Annotated in this window: 15 protein-coding genes; 12 read left to right on the top strand and 3 right to left on the bottom strand. The window is 55.9% G+C overall.

What is annotated here, in order from left to right; all coding sequences use genetic code 11:
* The first annotated feature begins 2 nt into the window (after nucleotides 1-2).
* The 3 genes from greA to SD425_RS15575 all read left to right on the top strand — a co-directional run bounded on the left by greA (nucleotide 3) and on the right by SD425_RS15575 (nucleotide 3,991).
* Nucleotides 3-476, top strand: a complete 474-nt coding sequence (gene greA / locus SD425_RS15585) for a transcription elongation factor GreA (protein ID WP_324670871.1) — start codon at nucleotides 3-5, stop codon at nucleotides 474-476.
* 166 nt (nucleotides 477-642) lie between these two features.
* A complete protein-coding gene (locus SD425_RS15580; protein ID WP_324670870.1) occupies nucleotides 643-1,524 on the top strand; it encodes a nuclease A inhibitor family protein in 882 nt (293 codons plus the stop codon).
* Nucleotides 1,525-2,347: 823 nt separating this feature from the next.
* Nucleotides 2,348-3,991: a M28 family peptidase gene (locus SD425_RS15575; RefSeq protein ID WP_324670869.1), complete on the top strand. Its 1,644-nt coding sequence runs from the start codon at nucleotides 2,348-2,350 to the stop codon at nucleotides 3,989-3,991.
* 101 nt (nucleotides 3,992-4,092) lie between these two features.
* Here the strand turns inward: SD425_RS15575 and SD425_RS15570 are convergent, their stop codons facing one another.
* Nucleotides 4,093-5,505 carry a DNA/RNA non-specific endonuclease gene (locus SD425_RS15570; RefSeq protein ID WP_324670868.1) on the bottom strand — a complete coding sequence of 471 codons (1,413 nt, stop codon included), beginning with the start codon at nucleotides 5,503-5,505 and terminating at the stop codon, nucleotides 4,093-4,095.
* Between the two features lie 253 nt (nucleotides 5,506-5,758).
* Between SD425_RS15570 and SD425_RS15565 the strand changes: the two genes are divergently transcribed.
* A complete protein-coding gene (locus SD425_RS15565; RefSeq protein WP_324670867.1) occupies nucleotides 5,759-7,189 on the top strand; it encodes a M48 family metalloprotease in 1,431 nt (476 codons plus the stop codon).
* 157 nt (nucleotides 7,190-7,346) lie between these two features.
* Here SD425_RS15565 and SD425_RS15560 read toward each other — a convergent pair whose 3' ends face one another.
* Nucleotides 7,347-9,278 carry a glycoside hydrolase family 2 protein gene (locus SD425_RS15560; RefSeq protein ID WP_324670866.1) on the bottom strand — a complete coding sequence of 644 codons (1,932 nt, stop codon included), beginning with the start codon at nucleotides 9,276-9,278 and terminating at the stop codon, nucleotides 7,347-7,349.
* Between the two features lie 233 nt (nucleotides 9,279-9,511).
* Between SD425_RS15560 and SD425_RS15555 the strand changes: the two genes are divergently transcribed.
* The 3 genes from SD425_RS15555 to SD425_RS15545 all read left to right on the top strand — a co-directional run bounded on the left by SD425_RS15555 (nucleotide 9,512) and on the right by SD425_RS15545 (nucleotide 12,718).
* A complete protein-coding gene (locus SD425_RS15555) occupies nucleotides 9,512-11,287 on the top strand; it encodes a DUF885 domain-containing protein (RefSeq protein WP_324670865.1) in 1,776 nt (591 codons plus the stop codon).
* Between the two features lie 136 nt (nucleotides 11,288-11,423).
* Complete coding sequence (locus tag SD425_RS15550) at nucleotides 11,424-11,780, top strand: thioredoxin family protein (RefSeq protein ID WP_324670864.1); 357 nt, start codon at nucleotides 11,424-11,426, stop codon at nucleotides 11,778-11,780.
* A 98-nt stretch (nucleotides 11,781-11,878) separates the two neighbouring features.
* Nucleotides 11,879-12,718, top strand: coding sequence for a YdcF family protein (locus tag SD425_RS15545; protein WP_324670863.1), 840 nt, complete (start codon nucleotides 11,879-11,881; stop codon nucleotides 12,716-12,718).
* Between the two features lie 154 nt (nucleotides 12,719-12,872).
* Here the strand turns inward: SD425_RS15545 and SD425_RS15540 are convergent, their stop codons facing one another.
* Nucleotides 12,873-14,270, bottom strand: a complete 1,398-nt coding sequence (locus SD425_RS15540) for an NAD-dependent succinate-semialdehyde dehydrogenase (RefSeq protein ID WP_324670862.1) — start codon at nucleotides 14,268-14,270, stop codon at nucleotides 12,873-12,875.
* 434 nt (nucleotides 14,271-14,704) lie between these two features.
* On the opposite strand from SD425_RS15540, the gene SD425_RS15535 reads away from it, so the two are divergent.
* The 5 genes from SD425_RS15535 (at nucleotide 14,705) to arsS (ending at nucleotide 18,453) form a co-directional block, all read left to right on the top strand.
* Nucleotides 14,705-15,262, top strand: coding sequence for an RNA polymerase sigma factor (locus SD425_RS15535; protein ID WP_324670861.1), 558 nt, complete (start codon nucleotides 14,705-14,707; stop codon nucleotides 15,260-15,262).
* Nucleotides 15,263-15,264: 2 nt separating this feature from the next.
* Nucleotides 15,265-16,125: an anti-sigma factor gene (locus SD425_RS15530; protein ID WP_324670860.1), complete on the top strand. Its 861-nt coding sequence runs from the start codon at nucleotides 15,265-15,267 to the stop codon at nucleotides 16,123-16,125.
* Between the two features lie 136 nt (nucleotides 16,126-16,261).
* On the top strand, nucleotides 16,262-16,801 hold the full coding sequence (locus SD425_RS15525; RefSeq protein WP_324670859.1) for a heme NO-binding domain-containing protein: 540 nt from the start codon (nucleotides 16,262-16,264) through the stop codon (nucleotides 16,799-16,801).
* 136 nt (nucleotides 16,802-16,937) lie between these two features.
* Nucleotides 16,938-17,276 carry an arsenosugar biosynthesis-associated peroxidase-like protein gene (locus SD425_RS15520; RefSeq protein ID WP_324670858.1) on the top strand — a complete coding sequence of 113 codons (339 nt, stop codon included), beginning with the start codon at nucleotides 16,938-16,940 and terminating at the stop codon, nucleotides 17,274-17,276.
* Nucleotides 17,277-17,403: 127 nt separating this feature from the next.
* Nucleotides 17,404-18,453 (top strand): arsenosugar biosynthesis radical SAM (seleno)protein ArsS, encoded by a 1,050-nt coding sequence (gene arsS / locus SD425_RS15515; protein WP_324670857.1) that lies wholly within the window; start codon nucleotides 17,404-17,406, stop codon nucleotides 18,451-18,453.
* Nucleotides 18,454-18,490 lie beyond the last annotated feature (37 nt).

Genomic DNA, 18,490 nt, shown 5'->3' with positions numbered 1-18,490 from the left:
ACATGGCTACCATTAATTATTACACTCCCGAAGGCTTGCAGAAACTGAAAGATGAGCTGCAAGAACTCAAGATCCGGGGTCGGGCCGACGTAGCCCGGCAGTTGGCCGAAGCCCGCGACAAAGGCGACCTGAGTGAGAATGCCGAATACGACGCAGCCAAGGATGCCCAAGGGCACCTAGAGCTAAAGATTGCGAAGCTGGAAGAAGTGCTTGGCAATGCCCGTGTCATCGATGATACAAACATGGATACCAGCAAAGCTTTGATTATGAGCAAAGTGAAGCTGAAGAACCTGAAAAATAACGCCGTGCTCGACTACACACTGGTGGCTGAGGAAGAAGCGAACCTAGCTGCCGGCAAAATCTCGGTGAAATCACCCATCGGCAAAGGTTTGCTTGGCAAATCGGTCGGTGATGTGGCGGAAATCACGGTACCCGCCGGCAAACTTCAGTTTGAAGTTCTGGAAATCAGCCGCTAATGAGTAGCGGAGTAGCGGGGCAGCTGAGTAATTGTGACAAGGGCGGAGCTAATAGCTTCGCCCTTTTTCTTTTTGCCGCGTACTTTGGGGCAGGAAGCTGCTGCGTACTCCACCCCGGGGCAGTAAGCCCATACTCAATTCCTTCGCTACTCAGTTACTCTTCTCTATGCCTTCCATCTTTTCTCGTATCGTGAGCGGTGAGCTGCCGGCTTACAAAGTTGCCGAGGATGAGCACCACCTAGCTTTTCTGGACATTACGCCGCTGGTTGAGGGGCACACGCTCGTTATTCCGAAGCGCGAAATCGATTACATCTTCGATATGCCGCCCCAGGAGCTGGCTGAGCTGAACCTGTTTGCGCAACGCGTAGCACAAGGAGTTCGGGCCGCCGTGCCGTGCAAGCGGATCGGAGTAGCTGTAATCGGTTTAGAAGTGCCGCACGCACATATTCACCTGATTCCGATGAACCACGTGTCGGACATGAATTTTGCCAACCCCAAGATCAAGGTGCCCGAGGACCGGATGCGGGAACTCGCAGCAGCCATCATGGACAAGGTACCTAGGTCGGAGCCGCGGGGCGCGGCGGCTGATCCGGCCCTGGCAACGAAAGCGGAGGAAACCAAAGCCGTACGTGAGAAAGCCTCTACTACCGGACCTGGTGAATCCACTGGTGGCCAGCTGAGCCAACTAGTGGCGGGCCTGTATTTCGTGAGCGAATCAGATGCGCCGCTTTCACCCGTGAGCTATGACGTGCCCAGTGGCGAACTGACCAATGACACCATCCTGAAGGCACTAGGTCAGCCAGCTGACACCAAGGTAGAAACGCAGGAGTTAACCTATTTTCTGCGCAACCACACTGCCGACCAAGGCGTGTTGAACGACGTAGACCTAGCTAACCGGTTCAAAGCCTTGCAGATGTACATGAAGCAGGAGCTAGAAGATACCCAAGTATACCGCCTCGGCACGGGTCCACAGGTGCAGGTGTTTGCTCTTGGAAAAACTTCTGAAGGCAAGCTGGCTGGCTTCAAGACGGTACTAACGGAGACCTAGGCCTTACTTAAATTTCTAAGCCACAAGCCCCGCTGGTGCGCCTTCCTTGAAGCCGTACCAGCGGGGCTTTTCTGTGCTTGCGGCAGGCGAGCTGTCATCAGAAGCTGAGAGCTTGTACAATAATAAAGTTGCTTTTTAATCACATGGATATGTGATAAGGCAGGCTTCTATTTGATTATCAGGATCATATATCTTTGGTTAACTGCCTGATAACGAACGTGCCTTCAGAAACGCAATGCTTTTACTGGTGCGTTTGGGTTTTGTTGGAGAGCATACGGTCTAGGGAATCGGGCAGATAACTTATCCTAATCACCATTCTTATACTTCCCGTTATGCGTCAGCCTTTGCCCTTGCCCGTGCTCCTGATTTTGGTGGTCTTGTTTGCTTACTCTGGTAAAAAATCCGCTACTAATAGACAGCGTGCTAAGTTGAATTCTGTTCAAGTGGCAAAAAAGTGGCGGGCGGCTCTCTCCTTTACTCAAGTGCCTATTGTCAGGCAGTATAAGGGACAACCTAGCCCAGCAAACGTAGCTAGCCTCGTGAAGCGACCTGTTTCAGATGATAGGAAGTCTGCGAACATTATGTTTCATGTAGCAGCGGCTAACCCTCAAAAGGAAATGACCACCCGTTAGCTGATGTCGAGAAGCAACTAACCAATAGGTGCTACCACGATAGCTGCAATTCGAAGCCATGGTTGTTGCTTGCTAGCAACCATTCACTCGTCCTTCATAGGAGGACGCATGCAGCCAAGATGCGCAAACGTGAGTCCGTAACACCGACTTTCGTAGTTTTCGGCATTTTTTCGTTTGCGTAGCTTCACAGTATGAACATCAAACCCTTTCTATTCTTTCTCGGGAGTCTGGCCGTGGCGCAGCAAGCCCGAGCGCAGAGCTTCACCGTCTCTAAGCCTATTACAGACGCCCTAGCCCAAGTGCAGCCCAACGACATAAAGGCTCATATTCAATACCTGGCCGACGATAAGCTAAAAGGCCGTTTGCCCGGCACGCCCGGTTACCAGATGGCGGTAGATTACGTCACCGAGCAGCTCAAAAAGCTAGGTGCCCAGCCCGCCGGTGAAAACGGGACCTATGTACAGAAGGTACGCCTACGTCGTGCATTCACCGCGCCCGGTGCTACGCTGACGGTGCAGGCCCAGCAAGGCACTGCACCGACTCTCGCGTACGGACAGGATTTTATGTTCTACCCCAACCCGGAGGAAGCCCAGGTGAGCGTGCAGGCGCCGCTGGTGTTTGCCGGTTACGGCATCAGCACGCCTGAGCTAGGATACGATGACTACAAGGGCGTCGACGCGAAAGGGAAAGTGGTGGTGATTGTGCGGGGCGCGCCGAAGAAGTTTTCTTCTACGGTAGCTCTCTACAATGAAGACCTGCTAACCATCATGCAAACTGCTGCTCGCCACGGTGCAGTAGGCGTGCTAGTAGCCAGCACCAAGCCAACGGCCAAGCTGATTGCACAGCCGAAAGGAGTGATAAGCGTATTAGGGCCGGATGGGAAAGTGGCCGTGTCGCGGAGCTATGCTACGAAGCAGATTCGCATGTTAGGTACCGTGAATGCTGCTACGCTACAAAACCTGTTTGTGGGTGCCGCTGCCGACACCGGCCGGGTCCTAGCCTCACTGCGCACCGATAAACCCATGTCGCAGGCGCTGACCGGCAGCCTGACGGCGCAGTTCCGCTCGACCTACCAAGACGTAGACAGCTATAACGTAGTAGGCAAGATTCCGGGCACTGATGCCAAGCTGAAAAACGAGTACGTGGTGCACAGCGCCCACCTCGACCACCTAGGTATCAGCACGCCTGTGGAGGGCGACTCGCTCTACAACGGCGCCCACGACAATGCCTCTGGCGTGGCGAGCGTGCTGGAAATTGGCAAAGTATACTCGCGGCTGAAGGAGAAGCCCAAGCGCTCGGTGCTGCTGGTGCTGGTGACGGGCGAAGAAATGGGCCTGATGGGTTCGGGCTATTTTGCGAAGTACCCAACCGTGCCGAAAGCGCAAATTGTGGCTGACGTAAACACCGATATGCCGACCATCATCGCGCCGTTGCTATCGGTGGTGCCGCTGGGCGCGGAGAACTCCTCGTTGCAAACCCAAGTGACGAATGCTGCCAACTACCTAGGTCTGACGGTAGAGGATGACCCGGAGCCCGAGCAGAACCGTTTTATCCGCAGCGACCAGTACAGCTTTGTGGCCCAAGGGATACCCGCGCTGCACATCAAGTACGGCAACAAAACGGCCGACGGCCAGAATAACCTTAGCCAGACCGTGCAGCAGTGGCGCGCCAAGTACTACCACAAACCCCAGGACGATATTAACGGCGTATTTGACTTTGAAGCCGGTAAGAAGTACGTGCAGCTCAATTTTCTGATTGGCTACCAGATTGCTCAAAACCCTGCCCGCCCGACCTGGAACCCCGGTAATTTCTTTGGGCAAAAGAAGGTGCAGTAATTCCTCGTTTGTACCAAATACACTGAGCCCCGGCGGGACGACATTCCACGTTAGCTTGGATGTCGTCCCGCCGGGGCTCAGTGTATTGTGTAGGCTTGCTGCTACTGCGTCGGCCCGGAATCAATGCTAGCTTGCAGACGCGTTTGCACCTCTAGCGGGAGCTTACTCAGTAAATCTAGGCCAGTAGCAGCTTCGATGGCGTCGACGGATACCCGGTACTGGCCCCAGTTGGGGCTGACACCATTGTCATTAGGAGTATCGATGGCGATGAGACGAGCCTGGCCCGCGGCGATACGCTGCAGGTCGTTGCCACCTTCAGGCAACACCACCAGCACTTTCCAAACGCGCTTGGGCACGGTGACGTGGCCATTGTCGAGGGTCGTAGCTAGGCCGTTGGCACCGGTGCCGCCTTTGCCGTAGCTCCCCATGATGATGTAAATTTCATTGCCACGGTCTACCAGCGAGCGACCGTATTCTTCCAAGGCCGACCAGGTCCGCTGGTTGTTATTAGGCGCCTGCGGAATCATGTTGGTCATCAAGAAGGTTGCCGAGTTATCGTCGAGGTCGGTGGTACGGTCGGCACTAGGGCAATTGTGGCCTTTGTCGAAGCCTGAGCCTGAGTAGCTGCGCGGCGTGACCTGGTAGAAGCCGCGGGGCAGGGCTAGGTCGGGGCGGAAGTCGTCTTGGCGTGGGGCCGAGCCTCGCCAGGCACGGTTTAGGTGCCAACTCACCCAGGTGGGCGTGCCACGGTTGGCGTTGTAGCCAATGGTGAACTGCGGATGCACCAGCAAGTAATTGGTGGCGTTGGCCGGGTCACTGGTTGCCCCACTGGGGTTGCCTAAGGCCATGTTATCGTCGCGGCTGGTAACAACAGCGGTGGCTTGGCGCGTGGTAGCAGGAGGGAGGCTAGGCAACGAAGCGCTCGGCCTAGGTGCCGGGCTAGGTGCTACACTACCAGAAGCATCCAGCACAATATCATCGATGTTCAGGCGCCCTTTACCCTTATCCGTTTTGCGAATTTCCAGGCGAAGTGCACCCGCGGTAGGAGCCGGGAAGGTGGTAGCCACAAGGCGGGCACTAGTGCGCACCGACTGACCGAGGCGCACGTAACGGCGACCACCATCGGAGCTGGCCCACAACTCCCAGGTGCTCGGGGCATCGTCGCCGTAGCTGGCGCTGCTGACGCGAATGCTGCGCACCCCGCGTGGCGCATCGAAGTTCATGCGCAGGCGGCCCCGCTCACGCAGACGAGCAGCGTGTTCGCCGCGTTTGTGATCTTGCTCGGAGGTTCCGATCAGGGCCTCCGTAAAATGCCAGGAGCCAGAGCCTAAGGTTTCATCGGCCTCGGCGTACGCGCCTTTGCTGCCAGCTTCAAAGGTTTCGGGGAAGCCGGCTGGAGCCTGGGCTGCCGAGACCGGCGTGATGTAAGGAGCACGAACCGTAGCGGGCTGGTCGGCAGATTGCTGGGAACAGGCGAGTAGGGCAAAAGGGAAAAGAAGGTGCAATCGGCTCATGCCATAAGAAGTAATAAGTGTAAAATCCGCAGGCTGAGGGAGAGGAGTAGCCTTAGGTCCTGAGAAGCAGCTCAACCAACATCAGGCCAGAGCAACCTACTGTCGAGTTACATAGTATTTCATTAAAAACTAGTCATTATCCTACTTTTGCTGCGGTTGGTACAAATTTCGCCTAGCGTAGGTAGCGGCTCGCGTTTCCCGCAACAAAATAGGCGCTGTTGTTCTGTTTTTCCACCCACTCTCCCTATTTGCTATGAATCTGTTTTCCTTCTTTACCCACCATCCTCGTCTCGCCACGTTCGGGTTGTTGCTTCCGTTGGCCGGTGCTACTGCGTTTCGTGCGCCCCAACAAACCAAGCAGGCCGACCCGGAGGTAATTGCGCAGTTTGGCTTGCTCAATAATGAGCCGTTGCAGAAGTTCATCGACGTGAAAGGCCAGCAAATGGCGGCTATCTCGAACCGCGCTAGCTACGGCTACAACTTTACCATTGTCGATTCGCCCATCATCAACGCGTTTGCGGCGCCGGATGGCAACGTCTACTTCACTCGTGGTATTATGGCGCACTTCAACAACGAAGCGCAGTTTGCCGGAGTATTAGGGCACGAAATCGGACACATCACGGCCAAGCATGGGCAGAAGCAGCAAACGCGCTCCACGCTAGCCACCGGTGCGCTGCTGCTAGGGTCCATCTTTTCGAGTCGAATTGCGCAGATGGCGCAGCCACTGTCGCAGGGGGTGGGGCTATTATTTTTAAAGTATGGCCGCGACGACGAGCGGGAATCGGACCAGCTAGGAGTCGCTTACAGCACCAAAATTGGCTACGATGCGAGCCAAATGGCCGATTTTTTCCAAACGCTGCAACGAGAGCAGGCAGCTAGTGGAGCCGAGGCTGTGCCCGATTTCCTGTCTTCGCACCCGAATTCTGCCGACCGCTACACCACCGTGAAACAGCTGGCTGCCAATGCCAAACAGCAGGTTGGAGGGCGTACGCTCACCGTCAATCGAAATTCTTACCTGCGGATGCTAGAAGGGCTTCCCTACGGCGAAGACCCACGACAGGGCTTTGTGGAAGGTAGCATGTTCTACCATCCCGACCTGAAATTCCAGTTTCCGGTACCTAGCGGCTGGAAGACGCAGAACTCGCCCACGCAGTTTCAGATGGCTGAGCCTAGTGGCAAGGCCGTGCAAATCCTAACCACAGCCGGCAACGGCACCTTGGAGGCCGCCGCCCAGAGCCTAGCGGAGCAGCTGAAGCTTCAGTCGCCGCAAGCGTCGCGCACGACTATCAACGGCTTTCCTGCCGTGGCGGTGCAAGGCAACCAAGTGGGGCAAAGCCAATCGGGTGGGCAGAGTATTACGGCTAGCACGCTCTCCTACGTTATTCAGGATGGCAAAAGGCTGTACGCGCTGATTGGGCTGTGCGCGCCTAACACGTTGGACACGTACGGGACGCAGTTTCAGCGGGTAGCCCAAGGCTTTGCCCGCCTCACCGATGCTAGCAAACTCAATCGGCAGTCGGAGAAAGTTCGCATCAAAACTGCCAAAGCTGGCCAGACGCTCGCCCAGGCGCTTACCGCCAACGGCATCCCGGCGAAGCGTCACCAGGAGCTAGCCATTCTGAACGGCATGCAAACCACGGACAAGCTCAGCGCCGGCATGCTGTATAAAGTGGTGGGCAAGTAGGCGAGGAGCTAGGTCGGCTAAAGGAAGCTAGGTCTGCTTTTATTAGGTAGAAAACAAACAGCCTGGAAACGACACGTTTCCAGGCTGTTTGTGTATAAAGCGGAAGCTAAGCAGCTAGTTGTAAGGAGTAGAGCGGGGTGCTATACCAAGAGGCGAGCTACTTGAGCAGTGGCGCGTGAATCTTGCGCAGCGTCTTCACCGGAATCTTGATGACCTCCCGGTCGTAGGTCAGTAGGCCGTTTATTTCGCCCTCTACGTCGGTGGTTTGGGTGTATACGGCTGCTGAGAGCCCGTTCTTTTGATAGTATTCTACAATTTTGGCGTACTTCTTCTGGTAAGCTTCCTCCACTGCTTTCGCATCCTTGTAGGTCTGATAGCCCCAGTTGCGCATGGCCGGGTTCCAGAGGTGTCCCTCGATGGGCCAGCCGATGCCCCCAAATTCGCCGATAACGATGGCCCGGTTTGCCTGTGCTTGCGGAGCCCTAGGTTCTGGCTCGTAGGTGTGAATGTCGTAGAAGTTTCCGGCGCCCCGGTCGTTCCAGCCGCTTACGGCGTTTACCAGTCGGCTCGGGTCCAAGGCCTGCACTTGCGCCGCTAAGCGCGGGTTGTCGTACTCGCCCCAGCCCTCGTTGTGTACCACCCAGGTCACGATGCTAGGGTGGTTGTAGAGGCGATCGACGAGGCGGTGCAACTCCAACTCAAACTGCTCTTTGGCGACTGAGCGGCGTAGTGGCTCCTGTATCGCTCCAGAGCGCTCATTTTGCGCCGGCATATCGAAAAAGCCCGAGGGCATATCCTGCCATACCAGCAGCCCCAGCCGGTCGCAGTGATAGTAGTAGCGGTCAGGTTCTACCTTGATGTGCTTGCGTAGCATGTTGAAGCCCGCTTGCTTGAGAAAGTCTAGCTCAAAGACCATGGCCTCATCGGAGGGTGGCGTGAGCAAGCTAGCCGGCCACCAGCCCTGGTCCAGCGGTCCGTTTTGAAAGACGAACTTGTTGTTGAGTAGCAGCACCGGTTGACCAGGTATGGGACCTGGGCCCACTGAAATCTTGCGCATGGCAAAGTAGCCCGTCACGGCATCGACCGGTGCGCCCGTCACGGTAGCTTTGGCATAAGCCGCCGCCACGGCTCGCTCGTTGCGAGGACGCTGGTTGCGGGGTGTAGTGCCGAAGGGGTCCTGCACTGTCACGAACTCCGTTTTTAGGTCGTAGAGAAAGGGACTGTCGGGTGACCAGAGCTTGGGGCTAGGAAGGTTGAGGTAAGCCACCTGCCCGGCGCGCACTAGGGTTGTTGCCACCGTCTTTTTGCCATCGAGGGCAGTGAGGCGGATGGCGGTGGTGTAGTCTTCGGTTGGGCGGTGCACGAGGGCTTCCACCCGCAAGCGGCTAGAGTCTACCTCGGGCGTCAGCCGCACTTCTTCCAAGTAGCCCGCGGCAGGCACCGGCTCCAGCCACACCGTCTGCCAGATGCCGGACACGGGGGTGTACCAAATGCCATTAGGATTCAGCAGTTGCTTGCCGCGGGGCTGTTCGTCGGTCGAGGTGGGGTCGGTTACCCCTAGCAGCAGCTCGTTGGTGCCGCCAGCTTTCAAAAAGTTGGTAACATCAAAGGTGAACGGGTCGGAGCCGCCGGTGTGGGCGCCCACCAGGCCGCCGTTCATCCATAGGCTACACTGGTAATCGACAGCGCCAAAGTGCAGTAGCACCCGTTGTCCTTGCCAGGCCGCTGGCACCTGCAACTGCCGTCGGTACCAAAGACGCTGGTCGGCTTGCAGCGGCTTCGTCACGCCCGACAGCGTCGATTCCAGGCAGAAAGGCACCAGAATCTGACCATCGAACGCCGTTGGCGTAGGGGCCGTTTGGAGCGTAACGGCGTAGTCCCACTGGCCGTTCAGGTTCAGCCACTGCGGGCGCACCATCTGTGGACGGGGGTATTCGCGCCAGGCATTGTCGGGTGTCACCTTTTTGGCCCACCGACTCATAATAGGGGCTTTCTGCACCGGCGGCACAGCGGGAGTTTGGGCGCGGGCGGAGCCGAGCAAGGCTAGGCCTAGCCCGGTCAACAGGCTTAAGCGGGAAAAAAACTTCATTGGCTAAGAATAGTTGGGTGGGGGAAAGTGCTGTAAGTAAGTACTTTGTTTGCACAGCGTAATGACCACCACCCAGTTTTCACGGACATAGTGGATTATCTACGTTTTTACAACGCCTCACGCCTAGGTCTCACCAGGTTATGCCCGTAGTAGCCTCGCGAAACACCCACAAGACAGCTAAGCGCGTAGAAGTAGCGTTTAACTCGACCATGACTCTGTTTCTATAATTTTATATGATCCATTTCTCCTCAAAAGTTCTCCTAGCTAGCTTCGCTACGGCAGCCTTGCTCTCTGGCTGCGGCAAATCGGATAGCCGCAAGCAGGCCGAAGCCGATATGCAGCCCGATGCGGTTTTTGAGCGCTTCAAGCCTAGTTTTATCGATTCGCTCTGGTATTATAACCCGAAGTGGGCGTCGGGCGCTGGTTTTCACAAGTACGATTCGCTGTTAGTAATACCCAACGCTGGGCGTCGGCAGCTCGACTCGGCCTTTCAGGTGCGGGCCCGCAAGCAACTGCTAAGCATTGAGGCGGGGAAGCTCTCGGTGAACAACCAGACGGACTACCGTCTCATTGAGAACTACCTCAACCGTGCCCGCTGGTACGCCGACACACTCCGCGACTGGCAGTGGAACCCGGCCAACTACAACCTAGCTTCGTCGGTAGCTGAAATTCTCAACGGCCGCTACCAGCCGCTCGACCGGCGCCTGCGTTCTATTTCCTTTAAGCTTTGGCGGGCTACTGATTATTACGAAGCCGCCAAAGCCAACATCAAGCAGCCCACCAAAGAGCACACCGAGCTAGCAATCCTGCAAAACCAAGGCGGGCTGAACGTGTTCGGCAAACCATTGCTCGACTCGGTCGCGAGGTCGGGCTTGTCGGAGCGGGAAAAGCAGCAGCTGCGCGACCGAATCACGGTTGCGCGCCAAGCCATGGAATCTTACGTTGCTTTTCTGAAGGGAGAAGTAATGCCCGCCGGTAAGTTTCGCAGCTTCCGGCTAGGTAAGGAGTTGTTCGATAAGAAGTTCGCCTACGATATTCAGTCGAGCTACACCGCCGACGAAGTGTACCAAAAAGCCCAGCAGCACCGCCGCGAGCTACTCCGCGACATGCACCAGCGCGCTACGCGCCTATGGCCTAAGTACTTTGCCGGTCAACCTGTGCCTACCGATTCGTTGGCGCTCATCAAGCAGGTTGTTGGTAAGCTCTCTGAAAAGCACGCCACGCAGGCTGGATTCGTGGCGGCCGTGAAGCAGCAGATTCCAGTGCTGGTGAAATTCGTGAACGATCATAAGCTACTGACCCAGGATCCAAGCAAGCCGTTGGTCGTGCGCGAAACGCCCCTTTATATGCGTGGCAGCGGCGCCGGGGCTTCGGTATCGGCGCCTGGCCCTTATGATAAAGCAGCCAACACGTACTACAACGTGGAGCCCCTCGACGGGCAACCGGCCGCGCAGGCGCAGAGCTACTTGCGCGAGTACAACGACTACACGCTTCAAATCCTGAACATCCACGAGGCCATTCCGGGGCACTACACGCAGCTGGTGTACGCCAACCGTTCGCCCTCGCTCATCAAGTCCATTTTCGGCAACGGCGCCATGATTGAAGGCTGGGCCGTGTACGCCGAGCGCATGATGCTGGAAAGCGGCTACGGTGACAACACCGACGAAATCTGGCTGATGTGGGATAAGTGGAACATGCGCGTGACCCTGAACGCCATTCTCGACCATGAGGTACACGTTGGCAACATCACCGAGGCCCAGACCCTAGCCCTTTTGCAGCGTGATGGGTTCCAGGAAGAAAGCGAAGCTCGCAATAAGTGGCGCCGTGCTACCCTATCACAGGTGCAGCTCAGCAGCTACTTCACCGGCTACACCGCCATCTACGACTTGCGCGAAGAGTTGAAAAAGCGCGAGGGTAAAGAATTCAACATAAAGGCGTTTAATGAGCAGTTTCTGAGTTACGGTAGCGCACCCGTGAAGTACATCCGGGAGATGATGTTGAAAAAGTAGAAATCTGCCTTTTAGAAGTCGTGGAAAAAGCCGCTCTTGGGGAATTTTTCAGAGCCGCTTGCTTGTCTGTCCTCCCAAACATACCAAAGCTAGCTTTGCTGGTCTCAAAGTCCCCCTTACCTTATCTGCCCTGCCTATGAAAGTATCTGAACGCATGCGCGTCGTGGATACCAACGACGAAGGTCTTCGTCATCTCACGCACGACCACCTGAAGGTGTTCGCCAAATTCACCTCTGAGAATTGCGACATCTGCGAGCAGCTAGCTCCGCCCTTCGCTAAGTTCGCCGACGAAAAGCCGTTTGAGCACATTCTGTTTTTGCGCCTAAACTCGGATGAGAATCCGGTGGCCAAGAAGATGATGCAAGAGAAGATAGCACCGTTCTTTGTCAGCTACTGCCAAGGTCGGATCTTGGAGTGCGACACACTTACTACCGAACAAGAAGTGCACGGAATGCTGCAACGGTTGCGCGATTTCCTGCCAACCACTACCTAGCTTCTAGTTGGTCTAAACGCCCAAACGGTCGTGTTGCTTAAGCAGCACGACCGTTTGGGCGTTTTACCTACCAGTAGGGAAGAGCACCGGAGAACCCCGTGACGCTGGCTGTTCACGAATCGTGGCTCGTAGCGGGCGTTGGTCCTCGCTTATTTTATCCTAGCTTCGCAAGCGTGTTTTTTCTACTATCCAAGTTTCTGTACTACGTCGTGATGCCCGCGACGTGGCTGGTCGCGTTGCTGGTTGCGGCGCTAATTACTCGCCAACCTGTTCGGCGCAAACGGTTCGTGATAGCTGCGTTGGTTGTGGCGCTCGTCGGCACAAATGCCGCATTATCGAACCGGGCCTTGCTGGCTTGGGAACTGCCGCCTGTATCCGTGCGCACCATTGCGCCCCACGACGCAGCGGTGCTGCTGACCGGCATGGCCAACACCCATAAGTCGCCGCACGACCGGGTATATCTCTCCAGTGCCGCCGACCGCCTGACGCACACGCTTTGGCTGTACCGTACGCACCGGGTGCGGCGCATCATCGTGTCGGGCGGCTCCGGCGACATCGACAAGTACGTGCACACCGAAGCGGCGGAAGTAAATACCCTGCTGCGACTATGCGGGGTGCCGCAGGCGGATATCCTGTTGGAAGACCGAAGCCGCAATACCCGCGAAAATGCCTTGTTCACCAAAGAACTGCTCGCGCGCCATCCCGAAATCAAATCTCTGGTACTAGTCACGTCGGCGTTTCACATGCGCCGGGCGGCGGGGTGCTTTCGCAAGGTTGGCCTTAACCCCGCACTCTTCCCCGTCGACTTCCGCACCACCGATCTGGAAGAGTCAGCGAGCTACTGGCCTATTCCAGAGGCGGGCGCTTTGGGTACCTGGAGTTTGCTTTTTCATGAAATAACGGGCTATGTAACATACAAGCTCCTAGGGTACTGCTAGAAAGCGCTGATCAGAACGAAGCTCCCCTCCTTTTTTAAGGAGGGGTTGGGGGTGGTTCCTCTTGTTGAACGATACTAGTTCTAGTCTTCTAGCTCTAACAGGACCACCCCCAACCCCTCCTTAAAAAAGGAGGGGAGCTTAGCTTAGATCTAGCTTACTCTACTTTCTTTTGCTTAGGCGGAGCTTCGCCACCGATCCAAATCGATTTTTGGTTCACGAACTCCCGAATACCTAGGTACGAAAGCTCCCGCCCGTAGCCGGATTTCTTTACGCCGCCAAACGGTACTTCCGGCGACGACTTCACCATGGCATTCACAAACACAGCCCCCGACTCAACGCGGCGGGCTAGCTCCTCGCCGCGCTGCACGTCGCGCGTCCAGACAGCTCCGCCTAAGCCAAAACGCGAATCGTTGGCCAGGCGAATGGCATCGTCGGCATCTTTGGCCTCCATGACGATGGCCACAGGGCCGAACAGCTCCTCGTGGTAAGCGCGTTGTTTGGGCTTCACTCTCGAAATAATCATCGGGCGGAATAACGCAGAGCCAGGTTTATCCTGCCCACCTGCTAGCTCCACCTTGGCGCCCGCCGCCACTGAGTCGTTGACTTGCGCGGTCAACTCGTCAGCTAGGTCGGGGCGGGCGAGAGGGCCAAACTGCGTAGCTTCGTCGAGCGGATCGCCGGTGCGCATGGCTTGCAGGTGCGCCTTCAGCTGGGCCACAAATTCCTTGAGAATAGATTTCTCCACAATAAAGCGCTTGGCCGCGATGCAACTCTGGCCGGAGTTAATCATGCGCGCCTGAGCGGCGGTTTTGGCTGCAAGCTCCAGATCGGCGTCGGCCAGCACAATGAAGGCATCGGAGCCACCTAGCTCCAGTACCGCCTTTTTAATGTTGGCCCCCGCCACGGCGGCTACTCTCGACCCGGCTAGCTCGCTGCCCGTAAGGGTAACGGCCTGCACCCGGTCGTCCTCAATGAGCTTGGCAACCAGATCGGTTTCGATGAGCAACGCACGGAACGTAGCTGGCGGAAAGCCAGCGTCATGGAATATTTTTTCCAGCGCCAGCGCGCACTGCGGCACGTTGGAAGCGTGCTTCAGCAGCCCCACATTACCAGCCATTAGGGCGGGCGCTGCGAAGCGTACTACTTGCCAGAACGGAAAATTCCAAGGCATCACGGCCAATACCACACCTAGGGGTTCGTAAGCAATAAAGCTGCGGGCTGCTTCCGACTGCAGGGGCTCATCGCTCAGGAACGCCTCGGCATGCTCGGCGTAGTAGTCGCAGGTAAGGGCGCACTTCTGCACTTCGCCGCGGCCATCTGCAACGGGTTTGCCCATCTCCACGGCCATGATACGCGCTAGCTCATCTTGCCGCTCGCGCAACAGCTCGGCGGCCCGATGCATGCACGCAGCACGGTGTTCAAACGAAGTAGTGCGCCAAGTGCGGACCGCCTGGGCCGCTTGGGCTAGAATGCGTTCGGTCTTGACCCAGGAAAATGCCTGAAAGCGCCGAACAACACGGTTGGTGTAGGGATTGAAAGACTCAATTGCCATGACGAATGAAAAAGAAGCTAGGTAGCAGCAGACAGAGCAGGTTGTTGACGTAGGCGGGTGGGCCGTACGAATGCGCGCTTGTCTTTGCGTAGTAAACAAGAAAGTAAGGTTCTGTGTACGGACGTTGGGGCCTGTAAAGACGCAAAATTCTGCGTTTTGAAACTGCTGCTGACCGCTATGCTGTACCGCTTAGCAAGAATTTATTCGAGAAGAAAAGTGCGAATCCAGCGCCTCTACTGGTAAGCAGATCACGAAATTGGATAGGATAAGCTCGTCTGTGAACCCTGCACGACAAGCACCCGTAGCAGCTTAGACCTCGACACCAAAAAGTGATATGGCACTAACTTGGTTGTCGAAGTGCACGCTTAATGTTTACTTTCGTCTCGTCGTTGGTCTCTCAGAACTGGTGACAAGTCTAATTCTCTATCGTAGCCGTGTCTGCCACTACCCCCGAATTACCCACGCCAGTTTCAGAGGAGCTGCTGGTGCAGCGCCTCCGCGCCCGGGACGAGTCTGCCATGACGCTTTTCTATGAGAAGTATTCTGCTGCGCTGTATGGCGTGATCTTCCGAATTGTAAAAAAAGAGGAAATAGCAGAGGATGTACTCCAGGAAAGTTTAGTCAAAATATGGCACTCATTCCAGTCCTACGATGCCTCTAAAGGCAGATTATTCACGTGGGTTTTAAATATCAGTCGAAATTTAGCGATTGACAAAATCCGGTCTCGACAGTACCGCGTAAATAGTCGTACGCAGCCGATAGAAGAAAGTGCAGCGCTGCGCCAGGCCGCCGAACCGTCGTTCCGGCCTGAGCACATTGGTCTGCAGGAAGTGACCCGTCAGCTCAACCCTGAGCAGAAACAAATCATTGACCTGCTTTATTTCGGCGGATTTACGCAAAGCGAAGTGGCAGAAGAACTCAATTTACCCCTCGGCACGGTAAAGACCCGGGCCAGGGCCGCAATCAAGGTACTCGCAAAACTGATTCGATAGCCGTGAACATCCAGGAATATATCGAATCAGGCATCCTCGAACAGTACGCCCTCGGCGAACTGGACGACACGCAACGCGCTGACGTAGAACGTCAAGCTGCCGCGTATCCGGAGGTTCGGGCAGAGCTCGAGCAGATCGAAAGCGCGCTAGGCATCTACGGAGAAGCACACGCTCTCACGCCACCTTCCGGCATGAAAGAGCGGGTTTTGGCAGGCTTTCATGCCGCCATTCGGCAAGACGCAGCACCGGCGCCAACAGCTAGCTCACCGGAGCCAGTCGTGCGCCAAATGACCGCGCCAGCTGCTGAAGTTGAAGACCCTAAAATTGTACCCTTTCGGGTAAGCTGGAGCATGGCCGCCGCCGTGGCACTACTGGTTTTGAGCGGTGCTGCCAACCTGGTGTTTTATAACAAATGGAAGCAGGCCGAGACAGACCTAGTAGTTGCACAAAATCAACAAGCTGGGTTTGCCTCTACAGTGCAGGCAGTAAATAAAACGTTGTCTTACCGCAACCAAGAGCTAGCCGTGCTGCGCAGCGACCAGTTCAAAACGGTAGCGCTGGTAGGCACGCCGTCGGCCCCAGGGGCGAAAGCTAGGGTACTCTACAACCCCACGACCAAAGCCGTGTACTTGGATGTGCGCAAATTGCCCGCACCACCACCCGGCAAACAGTATCAGCTGTGGGCGCTCGACCAAGGCAAGCCTGTGGATGCTGGGGTGCTAGCCTCGGCTACTGCTGCCGGCGATAGTTTGCAGCAGATGAAGAATATTGCTAGTGCTCAGGCCTTTGCGATGACCGTTGAGAAGGAGGGTGGCAGCCCAACGCCAACACTTTCTACGATGACCGTTATTGGCAACATCTAGTAGTAAGCACATAGTGGCTTAGCGATGAAGCGTCGCAGGAGTTCGATGACTCTTGCGACGCTTTATTTTATTTAAAGCAGCAGTTGTTGAAGGCGTAACAGAATCTAGGAAAAGGTAGACTACAAGCAAAAAACAAGTGCACGGAACCATCTTCTTGCTCCTGAAGCGTTACGTCCAGACGCAGTACGACCATAGTACTTGGATTCAGCTAGTAGCCAACGCTGGGTTGAGCGCGGACGACTTTAACCACCGCGACGTGTACCCCGACGCGCACCTTTTCGCGTTAGTAGGCAAAGCAGCCGAAATGACCGGTATTCCAGCCGAGAAGCTTCAGGAGAAGTTTGGGGAATACTTGGTGCCCGACTTAATGTACATGTACCACAAGCTAGTAGACCCCGACTGGCGGACGCTGGAGATGCTGGAGCATACGGAGGCCGTGATGCACACGCGGGTACGCCAGGAGCACACCGGCAACAAACCTCCGGTCCTCGATGTGAAGCGCATTGCTCCAGATGAGGTCCTGATCAACTACGTGTCGCCGCGCCGTATGGGCGCGTTAGCCGTGGGCATTGTGCGGGGCCTCGCTATCTACTTCGACGAGGAAGACCGCATTGTGCTCGAACCCCTCACCAGTGAGGACGGTGAGCGGGTGCAGATTCGAGTGCAACGCATATAAGGGCCGCGTGCCTAAACAATTAGCTAGGAATTTCTTTTACTAACTACAAGCTAGCCTTGTAGCCAGGAAAGCTGTCTGGCTTTAGATGCTTTTTGGCTAGCTATTCTTTCAATCACCGCATAACCACGCACGGAACATGGAAAAGTCAACCTACTATAACCCCGCCGACCTCGCCAAATTTGGCAATATCACCGAGTGGCAGCCAGAGATGGGGCGCAAGTTCTTCGACTACTACGCGGAAGTGTTCAAAGATGGTGCCCTCACGGAACGGGAGAAATCATTGATTGCGCTTGCCGTGGCGCACGCCGTGCAGTGTCCTTACTGCATTGATGCCTATACCTCTGATTCGTTGCAAAAAGGCGCCGACGAGGCCCAGATGATGGAAGCTGTGCACGTAGCGGCGGCTATCAAAGGCGGCGCGGCCTTAGTGCACGGCGTGCAGATGATGAATAAGGCCAAAGAATTGACGATGTGATTGCGGAGGGGAGGATATACGGAAAAGTTGGGTTAGTAGTCCTAAGAACATTCGCACAGGCTAGGTTTGCTCACCGACCTAGCACTCCTCTCTTCGTCATTTAGCACTTACTCAGCGCGTTATTTACATGAAGTCACTGCACGCTCAACATCACCCCTTAGCTGACACCGATTACCAGCTAACCGTTCTGAACCAGGCGGAAGCAACGGGCGCGCAGTTTCCGGCTTTCGCCTCACGCTTGCGTGAGGCGGTGCTTCTGCCGCTTCGCCCGACGGGTATCAGCGTTATGCAGATCAACGTGGGCAAGATGTGTAACCAGACTTGCCGCCACTGCCATGTCGATGCTGGTCCGGACCGCACCGAAATCATGACGCGCGCAACCATGCAGCTATGTCTGGACGCGTTGGCGCAAACGGATATTTCAGTGGTTGACTTAACCGGTGGTGCGCCGGAGATGAACCCGGATTTCCGCTGGCTGGTGGAGCAGATTTCGGCTCTAGGTCGGCAGACCATTGTGCGCTGCAATCTGACCATTATTGTTGCCAACCCAAAGTACCACGACTTGCCGGCCTTTTTCGCCAAGCATCAGGTGCGCGTTGTGTCGTCGCTGCCGCACTTTTCGGCGGGCCGCACCGATGCACAAAGAGGAACCGGCGTGTTCGAGCGCTCGATCAGAGCCTTGCGTATGCTGAACGAAGTGGGCTACGGCGTAGAAGGCAGCGGCTTAACGCTGGATTTGGTATACAATCCGGCAGGTGCCTTCCTGCCCGGCAGTCAAATTGGCTTGGAGCGCGACTTCAAGCAGCGCTTATTACGGGAGCATGGAATCGTGTTTAATAACCTGCTCACCATTACCAACTTGCCAGTCAGTCGCTTCCTCGACTATCTGCTGGAAAGCGGCAACTATACGGGCTACATGGAAAAGCTCATTGCTGCTTATAACCCCGTTGCAGCGGCTAATGTGATGTGCCGCAGTACGCTTTCTATTGGCTGGGATGGGCAACTATATGACTGCGACTTCAATCAGATGCTTGACTTGCTGGTTGATGCCCGCGCTCCGCAGCACATTCGCGACTTCAACCTAGCTGCTCTGGATCAGCGCTCCATTGTTATCAATCAGCATTGTTACGGCTGCACCGCTGGCGCGGGCTCTAGTTGCGGCGGCACAACAGCATAATAAGGAGCGAAGCAACTTAGCTGCCCCGTGGCTCATT

It is taken from the genome of Hymenobacter sp. GOD-10R (genome assembly GCF_035609205.1).
Lineage (GTDB): Bacteria > Bacteroidota > Bacteroidia > Cytophagales > Hymenobacteraceae > Hymenobacter.
The sequence above is the reverse complement of the archived record's forward strand: the minus strand, read 5'-3'. Positions and strand labels throughout refer to the sequence as shown.